This window comes from Sodalis sp. RH24 (genome assembly GCF_047324145.1).
Lineage (GTDB): Bacteria > Pseudomonadota > Gammaproteobacteria > Enterobacterales > Enterobacteriaceae > Acerihabitans.
Genome location: NZ_CP178729.1, coordinates 619871 through 637527 on the forward strand (window position 1 = coordinate 619871; position 17657 = coordinate 637527).

General features: G+C 59.7%; 12 protein-coding genes. 9 read left to right on the plus strand and 3 right to left on the minus strand.

Annotation, left to right across the window (positions count from 1 at the left end; all coding sequences use genetic code 11):
* Window positions 1–9: 9 nt before the first annotated feature.
* Entirely contained in the window at window positions 10–885 is an 876-nt protein-coding gene (locus ACL2XG_RS02800; protein ID WP_410014933.1) for a DMT family transporter, read from the minus strand.
* A gap of 169 nt (window positions 886–1054) precedes the next feature.
* Here ACL2XG_RS02800 and ACL2XG_RS02805 point away from each other — a divergent pair, with 169 nt between their 5' ends.
* From ACL2XG_RS02805 to ACL2XG_RS02815, 3 genes are all read left to right on the plus strand, one after another.
* Entirely contained in the window at window positions 1055–1735 is a 681-nt protein-coding gene (locus tag ACL2XG_RS02805) for a metallophosphoesterase (protein ID WP_410016818.1), read from the plus strand.
* A gap of 173 nt (window positions 1736–1908) precedes the next feature.
* On the plus strand, window positions 1909–2157 hold the full coding sequence (locus ACL2XG_RS02810) for a GlsB/YeaQ/YmgE family stress response membrane protein (protein ID WP_410014934.1): 249 nt from the start codon (window positions 1909–1911) through the stop codon (window positions 2155–2157).
* 637 nt (window positions 2158–2794) lie between these two features.
* Complete coding sequence (locus tag ACL2XG_RS02815) at window positions 2795–7399, plus strand: Ig-like domain-containing protein (protein ID WP_413723579.1); 4605 nt, start codon at window positions 2795–2797, stop codon at window positions 7397–7399.
* Window positions 7400–7453: 54 nt separating this feature from the next.
* Here the strand turns inward: ACL2XG_RS02815 and ACL2XG_RS02820 are convergent, their stop codons facing one another.
* Together ACL2XG_RS02820 and ACL2XG_RS02825 are read right to left on the minus strand one after the other, a co-directional pair.
* Window positions 7454–8554 carry an ABC transporter ATP-binding protein gene (locus ACL2XG_RS02820; RefSeq protein WP_410014936.1) on the minus strand — a complete coding sequence of 367 codons (1101 nt, stop codon included), beginning with the start codon at window positions 8552–8554 and terminating at the stop codon, window positions 7454–7456.
* Between the two features lie 428 nt (window positions 8555–8982).
* The gene (locus ACL2XG_RS02825; RefSeq protein ID WP_413722929.1) at window positions 8983–10473 is read right to left on the minus strand and encodes a PLP-dependent aminotransferase family protein; all 1491 of its coding nucleotides are present in this window, start codon (window positions 10471–10473) and stop codon (window positions 8983–8985) included.
* A 129-nt stretch (window positions 10474–10602) separates the two neighbouring features.
* Here ACL2XG_RS02825 and ACL2XG_RS02830 point away from each other — a divergent pair, with 129 nt between their 5' ends.
* The 6 genes from ACL2XG_RS02830 (at window position 10603) to ACL2XG_RS02855 (ending at window position 17638) form a co-directional block, all read left to right on the plus strand.
* A complete protein-coding gene (locus tag ACL2XG_RS02830; RefSeq protein ID WP_410014938.1) occupies window positions 10603–11871 on the plus strand; it encodes a 4-aminobutyrate--2-oxoglutarate transaminase in 1269 nt (422 codons plus the stop codon).
* Between the two features lie 21 nt (window positions 11872–11892).
* A complete protein-coding gene (locus ACL2XG_RS02835; protein ID WP_413723442.1) occupies window positions 11893–13350 on the plus strand; it encodes an NAD-dependent succinate-semialdehyde dehydrogenase in 1458 nt (485 codons plus the stop codon).
* 256 nt (window positions 13351–13606) lie between these two features.
* Window positions 13607–14635, plus strand: a complete 1029-nt coding sequence (locus ACL2XG_RS02840) for an ABC transporter substrate-binding protein (protein WP_410014939.1) — start codon at window positions 13607–13609, stop codon at window positions 14633–14635.
* Between the two features lie 43 nt (window positions 14636–14678).
* A complete protein-coding gene (locus ACL2XG_RS02845; RefSeq protein ID WP_410014940.1) occupies window positions 14679–15947 on the plus strand; it encodes an ABC transporter permease in 1269 nt (422 codons plus the stop codon).
* Between the two features lie 8 nt (window positions 15948–15955).
* A complete protein-coding gene (locus tag ACL2XG_RS02850; RefSeq protein ID WP_410014941.1) occupies window positions 15956–16795 on the plus strand; it encodes an ABC transporter permease in 840 nt (279 codons plus the stop codon).
* Between the two features lie 111 nt (window positions 16796–16906).
* On the plus strand, window positions 16907–17638 hold the full coding sequence (locus ACL2XG_RS02855; protein WP_413722928.1) for an SDR family NAD(P)-dependent oxidoreductase: 732 nt from the start codon (window positions 16907–16909) through the stop codon (window positions 17636–17638).
* The last annotated feature ends 19 nt before the right edge of the window (window positions 17639–17657 follow it).

Below are 17657 nucleotides of genomic sequence, written 5' to 3' on the forward strand. Positions count from 1 at the left end.
CTTCGCCCGTCAGGCTTGCCGCTCAGACGGCGCTTTTTTATCGTGACGTGAAAACGCCGTTACTGAAAGAATAATCACCGCGGCGCCGGCAAACATGCCGGGGGTCGGCCGTTCGCCGAACAATGCCCAGGCAAAAAGAATGGCGTAGACCGGCTCCAGGGCGAAAAACACCGCCGCGGCGCGCGCCTTGACGAAACGTAAACTGGTGACCATCAGGCTGTGCGCCACGCCGGTACAGAATACCCCCAGCAGCACCAGGTAAAACCAGTCGCCGGCGGAGGCTTGCGGCAACGCGTGGAAAGCGAAGGGCAGCATCAGCAGGCAGATAACGGCGTTTTGACATAACGCCGCCTGTACCGGCCGGATACTGATGGCGGTAATGCGGTTGCAGATAATAAGCAACGCCAGCAGCGCGCCGGATAAAATTCCCCATAAAAACCCGCGCGTACTGCCGCTGCTGATATCAAACGACGGGCAGACCATCATCAGGCCAAGGCAAATCAGGACGATCAGCAGGATCTCGTTAAGCGAAATGCGCTCCCGGAAACCGATGCTTTCAAACAGGGTGGTAAAGGCCGGGAAACTGGCGAATCCAAGCGTGGCAATCGCCACGCCCGAGGCTTTGACCGAAATGAAGAAGGTGAGCCAGTGCCCGGCCAGGATAGCGCTGGCGCCAATGACCACCAGAGCGCTGCCGCCGCTGATGCGTTGCCAGCGAAAGCCGCGTACGCCGAGCATCAGCAGCGATAACGCCAGCACCGCGAACAGCGCGCGGCCAAATACTATGGCGGCGGGCGAGGTGGTAATGACTTTACCTAAAATGCCTGAAAGGCCAAAAAAGAAGGCCGCGATATTCAGCGAAACCAGGGCGTGGCGTTTATTCATACAGCATACCGGACAAAGGTGCAGACCTTCATGCTGCCCGTTATCAGGCTGTTTTAACAGCTTTTAATGACGTTTTATCATCGATTTCCCCCATGGCGAGATTATTGATGTCCGCGTGTCCCAGCCTGCTATGCTGATAATGATGGCCTTGAGCTTATCGGGGGGGATGATGAATCAGATGATGCCGGAACAGATATACCGCAAAATCAACCCAGACGACTGGCGGCGTATCTTCGTGGTCGGGGATGTGCATGGCTGTTACGATTTGCTGCTGGCGAAACTGGCGCGCCAGCGGTTTGATCGCGCGCGCGATTTGCTGATCTCGGTCGGTGATCTGATCGATCGCGGCGCGCAAAACCTGCAATGCCTGGAACTGCTTGAACAACCCTGGTTCTGCGCGGTTCGCGGCAACCATGAGCAAATGGCCATCGACGCCCTTTCCCGCGGCGAAGAGAACCTGTGGCTGGCCAACGGCGGCCAATGGTTTTGGCGCCTGGATGAGGAACAGCGGCGGCGGGCGGCGGCATTGATTGAGCGCTGCGCTTATCTGCCGCTGATTATCGACCTTGAAATGGCGCAGCGTCATATTGTGATCGCGCACGCGGATTATCCCCTGGACAATTATCGCTACCAGCAGACCGTCGACCCCGAGCTGGTGGTGTGGAGCCGGCAGCGCATCAACCGCAACCAGCGCGGGCGCGGGGCGCCCATCAGCGGCGCGACGCACTTCTTTTTCGGCCATACGCCGCTCGAACGCGTCAGGCATTTTTATAATCAGTTCTATATTGATACCGGCGCGGTCTTCGGCGGGACGTTAACCTTGGTTGACATCACCAGCCTGCCGTTTTAGGCCTGGACATCGCGCCCGGTGTTTGCTATTCCGGTACTCGATGTTCTCTGTATTATTTCCAGCATAATCATGAGCATTGACTATAATAAAACAGGTTTCTGGTACTGCTCTTTCAGGCTAGGTATCCATCACGGATTTTTAAGTACAGGCAATCGCTATAAAGGAGTGTTGTTATGGGAATTTTATCTTGGATTATTTTTGGACTTATCGCCGGCATTATCGCTAAATTCATCATGCCGGGCAGGGACGGCGGCGGATTTATCATTACCATCATTCTCGGTATCATCGGCGCCGTGGTCGGCGGTTATATCAGCACGTTCTTTGGTTATGGACGCGTCGACGGCTTTAACTTCGGCAGTTTTGTCGTGGCGGTGATCGGCGCTATCGTGGTGCTGTGGATTTACCGGTTGGTACGCAGATAACCGGCGTTATGACCGCTCATACGCCGTAATCAATAATCAGGGTATTCCCTTTGCCTGCCTCAGTCGGCAGGGAATACCCGCTTCTCTCCCCCTTCACGCCTGCTGCTTTCCTGATTCATTCATATTATTTATTAAATAAATGAAGCTGCCTTAATGGCCCCTGTTAACCCGGATAAACCAGAGGTCCCAGCAAGGATACGTCATCTTCTTCATGAATATTATCCCTTTAAGCGCCGTTATCCCACGATGAATGCAGATTGCCAATTAATGCACGTAGTAGCATTAATACAGGCCATATTCCGGTATATCGGCCATAAAATATTATGAGTTATGTTTATTGAGTTTATAGGAAATTAAAGATTAATTAAAAAAATTAAATAGTGACCAAGTTAATGCAATTCAATGAATTTAAAGGATTTGTAATTTTTTATCTATTTAATGGTTCAGGTGAATATTTTTAATTTCATTTCTGGTATGGTCTGCAATATTATCGACTAAAGCTATTTTCTTCGATATTGCTGCCAGTTATGCTGGCCTGTAACACTATTTAAATGGGGTCTTGTTACGCCGGATAATCTTTGCCGACGGCGGATTAATATGGCCGGGAATTGAAGTTATTGACCAGTGGGATAAATTGATGCTTTTTAAGAATCTCTTTAGCTATTATCAAATGAAAAAAATCCAATCTACGCCGCCGCCGGTAATTCATCAACGTTGGCGTGCGGTGGCGTGGCTGAATATCGCTTTCCAGATAGTCTTTCCGCTTAGCCTGTCTTTTACGCCGGCCATGGCGAAAGCCGCGCCCGCAGCGTTGCCGTCCACGGCGGCGCCCTTAATGGCCATCGCCACGGTTCCTTATGTTTTGGGGCCGGGCGAGACGACATTGTCGGTGGCGACACGCTATAACCTGACGCTGGAAGAGCTAAAAACGCTCAATGGACTGCGCAATTTCGCCAAATCGTTTTCCGCGCTGGGCACCGGCGACGAGATCGACGTTCCCCGCAGCCACACGTCTTTGTTTAACTCAGCCATCCCGGTCCAGTCATCTTCGCAGGCAGAGGATAAGCTGGCGCGCGGCGCACAGACGGCCGGCTCCCTGTTCTCGGGCGGCAACACCGGCGGCGCCGCCGCCGATTTGGCGCGTTCAAGCGTGGTGGGCGGCGCCGGGCAGGCGGGCGAGCAATGGCTGAACCAGTTCGGCACCGCCCGCGTCCAGCTCAACGCCGACCGGGATTTCAGATTTACCGACAGCGCGGTGGATTTGCTGGTTCCCCTGCGGGATACCGAACGCTCGACGGTATTTTCGCAATTAGGGGTGCGTAACAGCGACCAGCGCAATACGGTGAATCTCGGCCTGGGCGTGCGCACCGAAAAGGACGGCTGGTTGTACGGCGCCAATACTTTTTATGATAACGATATTACCGGCAACAATCGCCGGCTCGGCGTCGGGGCCGAAGCCTGGACGGATTATTTGCGGCTGTCGGCCAATAGTTATTTCGGCCTGACGGATTGGCACCCGTCGCGGGATTTCGCCGACTATAACGAACGGCCGGCCAACGGGTTCGATCTGCGCGCCCAAGCCTGGCTGCCATCTTACCCACAGCTGGGCGGTTCGCTGATGTTTGAGCAATACCGCGGCGATGAGGTGGCGTTGTTCGGTAAGGATAGTCGGCAAAAAGATCCTTATGCCCTGACCGCCGGCATTAACTATACGCCCATCCCCTTGTTCACCGTCGGCGCGCAGCACCGGACCGGCAAAGGCGGCGCGAACGACAGCAGCCTGAATTTCCAGCTGAATTACCGGCTGGGCGAATCCTGGCAGTCACATCTCGATTCCTCTAAAGTCGGACCGTCCAGAACGCTGGCCGGCAGCCGCTACGATCTGGTCGACCGCAACTATAATATCGTGCTCGATTATCAGCGTCGGGATCTGATCCGTCTGGCGCTACCGGCGCAAATCACCGGTGCGGCGGGCACGTCGGTTACCTTAACCGCCGACATCACCGCCGAACACGGGTTGGATCGCATTGATTGGGACAGCGCGCCGCTGCTGGCGAGCGGCGGGCGTATCACCCAGGTTTCTCCGCAGGCGATAACCGTTGTCATGCCGGCCTACCAGGGTACCCCGGGGGCGGATAATACCTATCGCATCAATGCGATAGCCCATGATAACCGGGGTAATCTCTCCAACCGGGCGGTGACTTCGGTGAATGTGACCGCACCGGAAATCGTTACCCTGGCAAGCCTGGCGGTAGAGAACAACAACGCGGTCGCCGATGGCCACACCGCCATTCGCGTCCGGGCCAGGGTTATCGATGGCAACGGCAACCCTGTGCCCGGCGAGACGGTCGCTTTCAGCGCCGATAACAGCGCCACGGTATTATCCCCCACGGCGGTGAGCGATGACGACGGCTTTACCGAAACCGGTATTACCTCCCGCACCGTCGGTCCCGTTATGGCGCGGGCTAGCCTGGACGGCTCGTCGCAGCAGGCCGCCGTCGCCTTTGTGGCCGGCGGCGCCGACCAAACCCAGACACAGCTTGAAGTCCTGACCACGGGAAATAAGGCGGCGGATGGCATTGACGCGCATCGGGTCAGGCTGACGGTGCGCGATGCCCTTAATAATCCCATCGGCGGCCAGGCGGTGAGCTTTGGCGCCGACAACGACGCGCAGGTAACCCCCCTGGAGGGCGATGTTACCGGTGACGACGGCACCCTGATGGCGACCGTAGTGTCCTCCCGGGCGGGGCTGCAAACGGTTACCGCCACGGTGGGCGATTTTACCACCCGCGGCGTTGAGATGACGTTTATTGCCGGCAAAGCTTCCGAGGCTAATACCCTTATCCAGGTGCTGACCCAGGGAGATAAGATTGCGGGTTCACAAGCGCATCAGGTGCGGGTAACCGCGCGCGACGCCCAGGACAACCCGGTCGCCGGCGCGGTGGTGAAATGGGTGGCGGCGGGCGATGACGCGCATCTGTCCATCCCCGGCGGCGAAACCGGTGAGGATGGCACGCTGACGGTGGATGTGACCAGCAACCGGGCGGCGGTGGTCATTGTCTCCGCCGCGTTGCCGGGCTTTATCAAAGCCAGTGATGGCATGCGTTTTGTCGCCGGCGCCGCAGCGGAAACCCGCACCGTCGTCGAGGTTATCACCCGCGGCGACAAGATCGCCGGCGACAGCGACGGCCATCGGGTGAAGGTTACGGTGCGCGATGCCAATGACAATCCGGTTGGCGGACAGGCAGTGACCTTCGCCACCGCAAGCCCCGGCGCCACACTTTCCAGCCCCGGCGGCGATACGGCGGCCGATGGCACCCTCGAGGTCGGTGTCACCAGTAACCAGGCGGGCACGGTAGTGGTCAGCGCCACGGTGGCGGGCTTTACCAGGGACAGCGACGGCATGGGTTTTGTCGCCGGCGCCGCAGCGGAAACCCGCACCGCCGTCGAGGTGGTCACCACCGGCGATAAGGTGGCCGGCGACAGCGACGGCCATCGGGTGAAAATCACGGTGCGCGACGCCAATGATAATCTCATCAGGGGGCAGGCGGTCACCTTCGCCACCACCAGTCCCGGCGCCATGCTTTCCAGCCCCGGCGGCGATACGGCGGCCGACGGCACCCTCGAGGTCGGCGTCACCAATACCCTGGCGGGCACGGTAGTGGTTAGCGCTACGGTGGCGGGCTTTACCAAGTCCAGCGACGGCATGCAGTTTGTCGCCGGCCCCGCGTCGGAGAGCCGCTCCACCATAGAGGTATTGACCACCGGTGATAAGGTGGCCGGCGACAGCGACGGCCATCGGGTGAAGGTCCAGGTGCGCGACGCCAACAGCAATCCCATTGCGGGGCAGGCGGTCAGCTTTGCCACCGTCACCCCTGGCGCCGCGCTGTCCAATCCCGGCGGCACGACAGCGGCCGACGGCACTATCGACGTGGGTGTCACCAGTACCCGCGCGGGCGCGGTAACGGTCTTCGCCACGGTGGCGGGCTTTACGTTAGCCAGCGACGGCATGACTTTTGTCGCCGGCGCGGCGGCGGAAAATACCACCTTGATAGAGGTCATCACCACCGGCGATAAAGAGGCCGGCCTTGAGGCCCATCAGGTCAAGGTCCGGGTGCGCGACGCCCACGATAACCCGGTTGCCGGGCAGGCGGTCACCTTTGCCTCCGCCAGCCCCGGCGTCACCTTTTCCCGGCAGGGCGGCGACACTGCCGCCGACGGTACGCTGGCCGTCGACGTCACCAGCGACCAGGCTGGTCTGGTCGTGGTTAACGCCGCGGTGGCGGGTTTCACCAAAGCCAGCGCGCCATTGAGTTTTATTGTCTCACCGGCCATCCTGACGCTTGATGTATTGCGTAACCGGTCGCTGGACAACGGCGCGGAATATAATGAAGTACAGCTGTTGGTGGAGAATGGCATGGGCGCCGGGATGGAGGGCAAGAGCGTCGTTTTCTCGGTGAACAATGGCGCGAGCCTGACGTCGCCGGCAAATGCCGTCACCGGCGCGGATGGAAAAGCCAAGGTTACCTTCACCAACACTCGTGGCGGTACCGCCACCGTGACGGCTCAGGTAGACGGCGTGGACGTCACGCAAGATACAATCTTCCTGTCTCCCCGGGCGATCAATTCCGTTTCGCCCGTCGCTAATCCTCACAGCTTTGGGCCAAACTCGGGTTTCCCCAACGTGGGTTTTGATGCGGGGCCGTATGCCGGCAGCAGCAAGCCAAGGTTCCAGATCAACCCTATGGGCAACATCGGCGACAATGGCAGTTTGACCTGGAGCAGTTCGAATGCGGTAAACGCGCCAATAGATGAGAACGGTATTGTTACCCTTAATGCCCGCCCCAGCAGTGAGGTCACCCTGATGGCGCGTGGTGATCAGTATTATTACACTTATAAATTTACTGTAAGAAAATGGCTTACCTATTATCGACCTAATTCCACCAACAGGTATTCGTGGGATGATACTCAAACATTGTGTGCCTCCAATGGTAAATCAATGCTGGCGGCGGCAGATCTGACCTCCGGCGTCAATCAGCGGGCGGTGGGCAGTATGTTTGGGGAATGGGGCGCGCGTCCCGGCGGCTGGCCGGGTGAAGCAGTAACGGAAGCGAATTCAGAGGGTTTTTGGACTAAGGATGGAAGTTATAACGGGCGCCCGGTCGTGAGCTTGTTTAATGGAGACCAAGTGGTGGGCCGCACCGATGGCGCCAGGTACAGGGAAGCGGCATGTAAAATGTAGGCCGGCGCCTGGCGCATATCCAAAGTAATAAAGGCTGGCATTGCCAGCCTTTGTTTATTGCAGGGTCACGGCGTCCAGCGCCCGCAGATGCCGCTCCTGCCAGGACAGGGTCACCGCGCCGCCCGGCACCCAGGCGGGGTCCAAATCGGCGGCGCTGAGTTTGACCATAAAATCGGGTTGTCCCGCCACCTCGGTTATCATGCGCACATGATCGCCCAAATAGATAAACTGCGTAATCCTGGCGCTAATTTGCTGCGACCCCGCCGGCAGCTGGCCGGCCGGCACATTGATTCTGACGCGCTCCGGCCGGATGCACAGCATGATCTTGCGCCCCGGCGAGCTGGGACGTACCTTCAGCGCGCGCAGCGAGGTGCCGTCATCCAGGACGGCGCGATAAAATTCATCCTCGCTGCCTGCCTGGGTAGCCAGCAGGCCGTTGTTCTCGCCGATAAACTGGGCCACGAAGCTGTTCTGCGGTTCCTCATACAGCGTGCTGGGGCTGTTGATCTGCTGGATAATGCCGTCGTTGAACACCGCCACCCGATCCGACATGGTCATCGCTTCGCTTTGATCGTGGGTGACATAGACGATGGTCAACTCCAGCGCCTGGTGCAGCGCCTTGATTTCCATCTGCATATGCTCGCGCAGCTGTTTATCCAGCGCCCCCAGCGGTTCATCCATTAATACCAGCTTGGGTTCAAACACCAGCGCCCGCGCCAGCGCCACGCGCTGCTGCTGGCCGCCGGACATCTGGGCGGGATAGCGGTCGGCGAGGGCGGTCAGCTTCACCCGATCCAATACTTTATCCACTTTTTCCTGGATATCGGCTTTATTCATGCGGCGAATCGACAACGGAAAGGCCAGGTTCTGCGCCACCGTCATATGAGGAAAAAGCGCGTAATTCTGGAACACCATGCCGATATCGCGCCGGTGCGGTGGAAGATGGTGCAGCGGCTGGCCGCGCAGGTAAATTTCGCCCTGGGTGGGCGTTTCAAACCCCGCCAGCATCATCAGGCTGGTGGTTTTACCGGAACCCGACGGGCCGAGCAGCGTCAGAAATTCGCCTTCGCCAATATCCAGGTTGAGATTTTTCACCACCAGCTTGTCGCCGTCGTAGGTCTTTTGAATATTTTTAAAACTCACGTAATTTTGCATAAGAAAATCCAACCTCGTAACTAGACCGGTTCGGAAACGACGTCTGTTAATGGGAGTTAAGCAGGCGCAGCGGTTTGCCGACGAGGTTATGGCACGAAATATGCTTATCCTAAGGCGGGCGGCATGTTTTTGTGCTTACGGTGAGTATATTTACCATCGCGCCCGCACCGCCACAAGCGATTTCCACGCTGAAAAGGCAAATATCCTGGGCAGGCTTAAGGTAAGCAAGCTCATGAATTTCTGCGCTTTTTATCCGTAAACAAGAGACCGCGCCGGCGTTCTTTGCCGTTCCCCCAGCAGGTCGGGCGCCTTGACGATTGCCGCGCTGATGTCGCCGGCATACCGCACCACAAAGCGGCAATCCGTTTATACTACAACCCTTACCGTTCAGGCGCCGCGCGGGCGGCTTCGCCACTATCTGCGCCGTATCAACGCGGCGGCGCAACGGGCGCCGGTTGTCCCATGCAGCCCAGCAGGGTCATAAAGGCGCTTTCTATCCGCTCTTCATCCACGCAGGCATATCCCAGCAATAATCCTTTTTTGCGCGACGGGCCGAGGTAATAGGTCGACAGGGGTCTGACATAAACGCCTTGCCGTCCCGCCGCCTGCGACAGCTTGATATCATCGACATCGTCCGGCAGCGACATCACCAGATGCAGGCCGGCATTGCTGTCGTCGCGCAGCGCGTCCGCACCCAGATGCTGAAGGATCAAGCGGCTCAGGACGGCGCGGCGCTTACCGTACAGCAGGCGCATGCGGCGGATATGGGAGGCGTAATGTCCCTCGGCGATAAACTGCGCCAGGGCCAGTTGCGTTATCCAGTGACCGCCGCGATACAGTTCGGCGTGGGCCACGCGCATCTCCTGCGCCAGCGCCGGCGGCAGCACCATATAGCTGATGCGCAGGCCCGGATACAGCGTCTTGCTGAAGGTGCCGATATAGATAACCGGCGCCTGCGGCGCCAGACTTTGCAACGCGGGAATAGGGTTGCCCGAAAAACGGAACTCGCTATCGTAATCATCCTCAATCACCCAGGCGTTATGTTCCTGGGCCAGCGCCAGCAGGCGCTGGCGCCGCTGCAGGCTCATTACCGCGCCGGTGGGGTACTGATGTGACGGCGTCACGCAAATCAGCCGCGGCGACGCCGCAACGGCCGTGTCCGGCGGGTTTAAACCCTGATCATCCACCGGCACCGGCTGTACGTCGACGCCGTTGATGGTCAACACATTGCGCATGCCCCAGTAGCTGGGTTCCTCAATCCAGGCGCGATCGCCGGGATTGCACAGCATTTTGGCCAGCAGATCGACGGCCTGGTGAGTGCCCTCGGTAATAATAATCTGTTGCGCGCTACAGTTCACCGAACGCGCCACCCGCAGATAATCCACCAGCGCCTGCTGCAGTTCCGGGCTGCCGCCCATGCGCGAATAGGTGAGGTAATCGGGCTTGATGCGCCGGATAAGCCGGGAATGGATACGGCGCCACAGACCGTGCGGAAAGCCGGACACATCAGGCACCCCCGGCATAAACGCCCCCCATTGATGGGGCGAGGCGCCCGACCGGGCCAGCAAATTAGCGCCGCGCGCCGAAAATTCTTCCCCGGCCGGGCGCTCGCAGACGGGCTGCTGCTCGTTCACCGGCGCCATGGCCCCGTCGGGCATATGATCGGTCACAAAGGTGCCGCTGCCGGCGCGGGTAAATATATAGCCCTCGGCCAGCAGCTGTTCGTAGGCGGCGCTGACGGTATTGCGCGACAGCGCCAGTTCTTTCGCCAGGTCGCGCGTCGGCGGCAGGCGGCTGCCCGCGCGAATACCGCCGTCGAGGATCGCCAGGCGGATGCAGTCATATAAACGCCGGTGCAGCGGCCCCCCGGTGCGGGCGGAGAGATGCTGCAGCAGCATATCGGTTAATAACGAACGCAATTGGCACCTGCAAAAAATTAAAACTGGCACTGGATTATAGAGCCACAAAGCGGATAAATAGAATCGGGAGTTAGGCTGGGATCTGTAATAGCGCACGTTTAGCCGCACCATTTTGGGAGAAGCAGCACCATGAACAACAGCGAACTGAACCAACGTCGTCTGGCCGCCACGCCGCGCGGCGTCGGCGTAATGTGTGATTTTTATGCCGCGCGGGCGGAAAACGCCACGCTGTGGGACGTCGAGGGTCGCGAGTATACCGACTTCGCCGCCGGCATCGCGGTATTAAACACCGGCCATCGCCATCCGAAAATCGTCGCGGCGATCAAAGGGCAGTTGGAGCTGTTTACCCATACCGCCTATCAGATAGTGCCTTACGGCAATTATGTCGAACTGGCTGAAAAGCTCAACGCCCGGGTGCCGGTGGCCGGCCCGGCGAAAACCACGCTGTTCAGCACCGGCGCGGAAGCGGTGGAAAACGCGGTGAAAATAGCCCGCGCCTATACCCGACGCCCCGGCGTCATTACTTTCGGCGGCGCGTTCCATGGCCGTACGCTGCTGACGCTGGCGCTGACCGGTAAAGTCGCGCCCTATAAACTGGGATTCGGGCCGCTGCCCGGACAGGTTTTCCATGCAGCTTATCCCAATGCGCTGCACGGCGTGTCGGTCGACCAGGCCCTGGCCAGCATCGACAGCCTGTTCCATACCGATATCAGTCCTGATCAGGTGGCGGCCATTTTGTTCGAACCTGTGCAGGGGGAAGGCGGCTTTAACGTCGCGCCGCCCGAGTTTATCGTCGGCCTGCGCCAACTGTGCGACCAGCACGGCATTTTATTGATTGCCGACGAAGTGCAAAGCGGCTTTGCCCGTACCGGCAGGCTGTTCGCCATGGATCACTGCCCGCAGGTGAAAGTGGATCTGATTACCATGGCGAAAAGCCTGGGCGGCGGCATCCCCATTTCCGCCGTCGCCGGCCGCGCCGAGGTGATGGACGCTCCGGCGCCGGGCGGGCTGGGCGGTACCTACGCCGGCAACCCGCTGGCCGTGGCGTCCGCGCTGGCGGTGCTTGATGTAATTGATGAAGAACAGCTTTGCCAGCGCGCCCAGCGCCTTGGCGGCCATTTGGTGGAAGTGCTGCAACAGGCCCGGCAGACGTGTCCGTCCATTTCCGCCGTGCGCGGGCTGGGGTCCATGGTGGCGGTCGAATTTGCCGACCCGGCTACCGGCAAGCCTGACGCGCAGTACGCCAAGAGTATCCAAAAACAGGCGCTGGCACAGGGATTATTGCTGTTGACCTGTGGCGTGCACGGCAATGTGATTCGTTTTCTGTACCCGCTCACCATCCCCGATGATCAGTTCACCGCGGCGCTGGACCTGCTGAGCCGGTTGCTCAAGTCATAAATACGTAAGGATAGAAAGATGATGCAGCTTAATAACCCGCAATTGCTCCATCACCAGGCGTTGATCGACGGTGAATGGTGCGACGGCGACAGCGGCGCGCGCGAAGCCGTCACCAATCCGGCGACCGGGGAAATACTGGCCGAGGTGGCGCAGGTGAGCGCCGCCCAAACGGCGCGCGCCATCGATGCCGCAGCGCTGGCGCTGGTGTCCTGGCGGGCGCTGACCGGTAAACAACGCGCCGTGCTGCTGCAAAAATGGGCTATGTTGATTGTCGCGCACCAGGAGGATTTGGCGCGGCTGTTGACCGCCGAACAGGGTAAATCGCTGGCCGAGGCGCGCGGCGAAATCGCCTATGCCAATAGCTTTATCGAATGGTTTGCCGAAGAGGGAAAACGGGTGGAGGGCAGCGTGCTGCAGTCGCCCCAGGCCCGGCAGCGGCTGCTGGTGCTGAAGCAGCCCATCGGCGTGACCGCGGCGATCACGCCCTGGAATTTTCCGGCGGCGATGATTACGCGCAAAGTGGCCCCGGCGTTGGCGGCAGGTTGCACCATGATTGTCAAACCCGCGGAACAAACGCCGCTTACCGCCCTGGCCCTGGCCGAGCTGGCGGTACAGGCGGGTATTCCGCGCGGCGTTTTGCAGGTGGTCACCGGCCCCGCCGCCGATGTGGGACAGGTGCTGTGCGCCAGTCCCGTGGTGCGCAAGCTGAGCTTCACCGGCTCGACCGAGGTGGGGCGTCTGCTGATGGCGCAATGCGCGCCAACCATTAAAAAACTTTCCCTGGAACTGGGCGGCAACGCGCCGGTACTCGTGTTTGACGACGCGGATCTGGACAGCGCCGTGGCCGGCATCATGGCCTCGAAATTCCGCAACAGCGGCCAGACCTGCGTTTGCGCCAACCGTATCTATGTGCAGCGGGGCATTTATCCCGCCCTGGTCGCCCGGCTGGTAGCTGAAGTGGCGCGGCTTAAGGTGGGCGACGGCATGGCGGAAGGCACCACGCAGGGGCCGCTCATCGATGCGGATGCCGTCGACAAAGTGCGCGCGCATATCGACGACGCGTTGTCCCAGGGCGCCACGCTGCTGGCCGGCGGTAAGCCCCACGCCCTGGGCGGCACCTTTTTTGAACCGACCCTGATAGGCGACGTCACCGGCAAGATGCGTTTTGCCCGCGAGGAGACTTTTGGCCCCGTGGCGCCGCTGTTCCCCTTCAGCGACGAAGAAGAGGCCGTGGCTTTGGCCAACGCCACTGAATTCGGGCTTGCCGCCTATGTGTTTACCGGCGACGCCGCCCGGCAATGGCGCGTGCCCGAAGCGCTGGAGTACGGCATGGTAGGCGTGAACACCGGCCTTATCTCCAATGAAGTGGCGCCGTTCGGCGGCGTTAAGCAGTCGGGGCTCGGTCGTGAAGGATCGCGCTTCGGCATCGACGAATACCTGGAAATGAAATACCTGTGCGTGGCTATCGCCTCAGCGTGATAATCCGCTTTTCCCGGCCTGTCGCCGATACAGGCCGGGGAAGCAAACGCGGCTGCATCGCCAGGGTGCAACCTGTTGCAACTTTGCACGGCTTTAACGCATAACCCGGGTGCAACCCGGCATCCCTTCCACGCCAGACCCCCGTATTCACCGCGTGCGGACTCCCTGAAGAAAAAATGCCAGAGTGGCACGAAAGATGCTTGATGTATGATGCATCATTTAACTTTTCGTTGGCGCATTTTTTAGGGGACAGGATATGTTGAAACAATTAGCGGTATCCACATTGCTGGTCGGGCTGGCCTTCCAGGCCCAGGCGGAAACACTGACCGTGATTTCCTTCGGCGGCCAGAACAAAGTGGCGCAGGAAAAAGCCTTTTACCAGCCGTTTAAAGCATCGGGCAAAGGCGACATCGAGGCTGGGGAATACAACGGCGAAATGGCCAAGATCCGCTCCATGGTGGAAACCGGCCAGGTAGGCTGGGATCTGGTGGAGGTGGAAGGCCCGGAACTGCGTCGCGGCTGCGACGAAGGCCTGTTTGAAACCCTGGACTGGTCCAAGCTGGGCGATAAAAGCGAGTATGTGCCGGGTTCGGCCACCGAGTGCGGCGCCGGTATTTTCCTGTGGTCCACCGTGCTGACCTATGATGCGCAGAAACTGAAAAAAGCGCCGACCAGCTGGGCCGACTTCTGGAATGTGAAGGATTTCCCCGGCAAGCGCGCGCTGCGCAAGAGCGCCAAGTTTACCCTCGAAATCGCCCTGCTGGCGGATGGCGTAAGGCGCGAGGATGTCTATTCGCAGCTGGCGACGCCGGTGGGGGTTGACCGGGCCTTTCGCAAACTTGATGAAATCAAATCGAATATTCAATGGTGGGAATCCGGCGCGCAGCCGCTGCAGTGGCTGGTTTCCGGCGATGTGGTCATGAGCTCCGCCTATAACGGCCGTGTGGCCGCCGCCGCCACCGAAGGGCATGATTTCAAAATGGTATGGGACAACAGCCTCTACGATCTGGATAGCTGGGCCATCGTCAAAGGATCCAAGCATAAGGCCCTGGCGGAACAGTTTATCGCCTTCGCCAACCAGCCGGAAAACCAAAAGGTCTTTGCGGAAAATATTCCCTACGGGCCAACCAATAAAAACGCCATCGGCCTGATCGCGCCGGCGATTGCCGCCAACCTGCCGACGTCGCCGGATAACCTGGCCAATGCCCTGGCGGTGGATACGCAGTTCTGGATCGAGCATGGCGAAGATCTTGAGCAGCGCTTTAACGCCTGGGCCGCCCAGTAAGGGTTGGCGGCATGGGATCGCCACGCATTCCGGAGACGAAACAATGACATCAAGTAGAGCCATGCCGGCGCGGGATGCCGACGACGGCACGTTAAATACCGCCACGCTGAAGCAGCAGTTGTCTCAGTCGCAAAGGATTTACAAGCGCCGCACCTGGCTGCTGGTGGCTCCGCTGTTGCTGTTTATCCTGATAAGTTTTGTGGTGCCCATCGCCTCTATCCTGATAAAAAGCGTGGCGAACCCCGAGGTTCGCGACGGGCTGCCCAACGTGACGGCGGCGCTGTCCCGGTGGGACGGCACCGCGCTGCCGGATGAGGCCGTTTTCCAGGCGCTGGTCAGCGATCTGCGCCGGGCGCGCGCCGACGGGCAGATTGCCACGGTGGCAAAACGCCTGAGCTACGAAAGCCCCGCTTACCGCGGGCTGATTATGCGTACGCTGCGCGCCGCGCCTGACGCGCCGGGCATGACCCGCGCCGCGCTGATCCAGGCCTTACCGCAATGGGGCGATATTACCGTCTGGCGCTCGGTGCAGCGGGCCAGCCGGCCTTTTACCGGTTATTATGTCCTGGCGGTGTTTGATCGCAAGGTGGATATCCAGACCGGGGAGATAACCCGTTTGCCCGAGGGGCAGGCGCTGTATATCGGGGTGCTGCTGCGTACGCTGCTGATGGCGGCGGTGGTGACGCTTATCTGCCTGGCGCTGGGCTACCCGCTGGCTTACTGGCTGTCGAAACAGCCGGCCGGCCGCGCCAACCTGCTGCTGATCATGGTGCTGCTGCCCTTCTGGACTTCGTTAATTGTTCGTACCGCCAGTTGGATTGTGCTGTTGCAATCGGGCGGCTTGATCAACGGCGCCCTGTTGTATGCCGGCATTATCGACAAGCCCCTGGTGCTGGTGTTTAACCGCGTCGGCGTGTATATCGCCATGACCCATATTTTGCTGCCCTTTATCGTCCTGCCGCTGTATGCCGTGATGAAAGGTATCTCGCCTAACTATATGCGCGCCGCCATTTCGCTGGGCGCGCATCCCTTTACCGCCTTCTGGCGGGTGTATGTGCCGCAAACCTATGCCGGCATTGCGGCGGGGGGACTGCTGGTGTTTATCATGGCCATCGGTTATTACATCACGCCCGCGCTGCTCGGTGGCCCCGGCGACCAGATGCTGAGCTATTTTGTGGCGTTCTTCACCAATACCACGATGAATTGGGGCATGGCGGCGGCTCTCGGCAGCCAATTGCTCATCATCGTGATCCTGCTCTATATCGTCTACATCCGGGTTACCCGGACGCAGGCGGAGCTGGCCGCGCATTAACCGGGAGAATGATGATGATAAGACAGGAAGGCCTGTTCCTGATGCGGTTGTGGCATACCGCCTTTAATTTTTACGGCGCGGCGATACTGCTGTTTTTGGTGGTGCCGGTGCTGATCATCGTGCCGCTGTCGTTTAACTCCGGCTCGTTTCTCAGCTATCCGCTAAACGGATTTTCACTGCGCTGGTATCAGGCGTTTTTTCATTCCCGCGAGTGGCTGGGGGCGCTGGGCAATAGTTTGCTGATAGCGCCGCTGGCCACGCTGCTGGCCACCATTCTCGGCGTCCTGGCCTCGGTGGGCCTGGTGCGCGGCGAGTTCCGCGGCAAGACCCTGGTGATGGCGATTATCGTCTCGCCGATGATAGCGCCGGTGGTGATCGTGGCGGTGGGCCTGTTTTTCTTTTTCGCCCGCATATCGCTGTTGAACAGCTATCTCGGCCTGGTGCTGGCGCACGCCATGCTGGGCGTGCCTTTTGTGGTCATCACCGTCACCGCGGTGCTGAAAAACTACGATCGCAACCTGTCCCGCGCCGCCGCCAGCCTTGGCGCGCCGCCGTGGCTGGTGTTTGCCAGGGTAACGCTACCGCTGATTGCCCCCGGCGTGTTTTCCGGCGCCTTGTTTGCCTTTGCCGCCTCATTCGACGAGGTGGTGGTCACTTTGTTCCTGGCCAGTCCCGGACAGCGTACCCTGCCAATCCAAATGTTCGCCGGCATCCGCGAAAACCTGGATCCGACCATTGCCGCCGCCGCCTCGCTGATGGTGGGCGCCTCGCTGATATTATTATTGGTGATGGAAATGCTCCGCCGCCGTTCCGCACGCATCCGCGGATCGGAAGGGCGCGGGAGATAAGATGGCGCAACGGAGATAAGGGGGGCGGCGCCAAGCGGAAAAAAGCGGATGCCCCGGCAAGGGTTTTCAGGTAGATTTTGTTGCATCACGCATCACAGGGGAGTGAACGCCTTGGAGCAGAAAACCTTATTGCTGACCGGCGCCAGCCGCGGGATCGGCCATGCCACCGTCAAGCATTTCCATGCGGCCGGCTGGCGGATTTTTACCGCCTCGCGCCAAAGCTGGGTGGAAGAATGTCCCTGGGCCGAAAAAATGCTCAATCACATCCATCTGGATCTGGAAGATATCGCGGGCGTCGAGTCCGCGCTGACGCTTATCAAAGAAAAACTGGGCGGGCGGCTGGACGCGCTGGTCAATAACGCCGGCATCTCGCCCAAGGCCGCCGACGGCGGCAGGCTGGGGGTGCGCGAAACCGATTACGCCACCTGGATGCGGGTGTTCAATGTCAACCTGTTCTCCACCGCGCTGCTGGCCAACGGCCTGTTTGCGGAGCTGCGGCAGGCCCAGGGCGGGATCATCAACGTGACCTCCATTGCCGGCACCCGGGTGCATCCTTTCGCCGGCGTCGCCTATGCCACCTCCAAGGCGGCGCTGTCCGCGCTGACCCGCGAAATGGCCTATGATTTCGGCCGTTTCGGCATCCGCGTCAATGCCATTGCGCCGGGAGAAATCGATACCGCCATCCTCTCACCCGGCACCCAGGATATTATCGAACGGCAGGTACCCTTGCAGCGCCTGGGCCGGCCGGAGGAAGTGGCCTCGCTGATTTATTTTCTTTCCACCAACGGCGCCGCCTATGTCAACGGCGCGGAAATTCCGGTTAACGGCGGGCAGCACGTCTGACCGGGAGCGGGTTTACCGG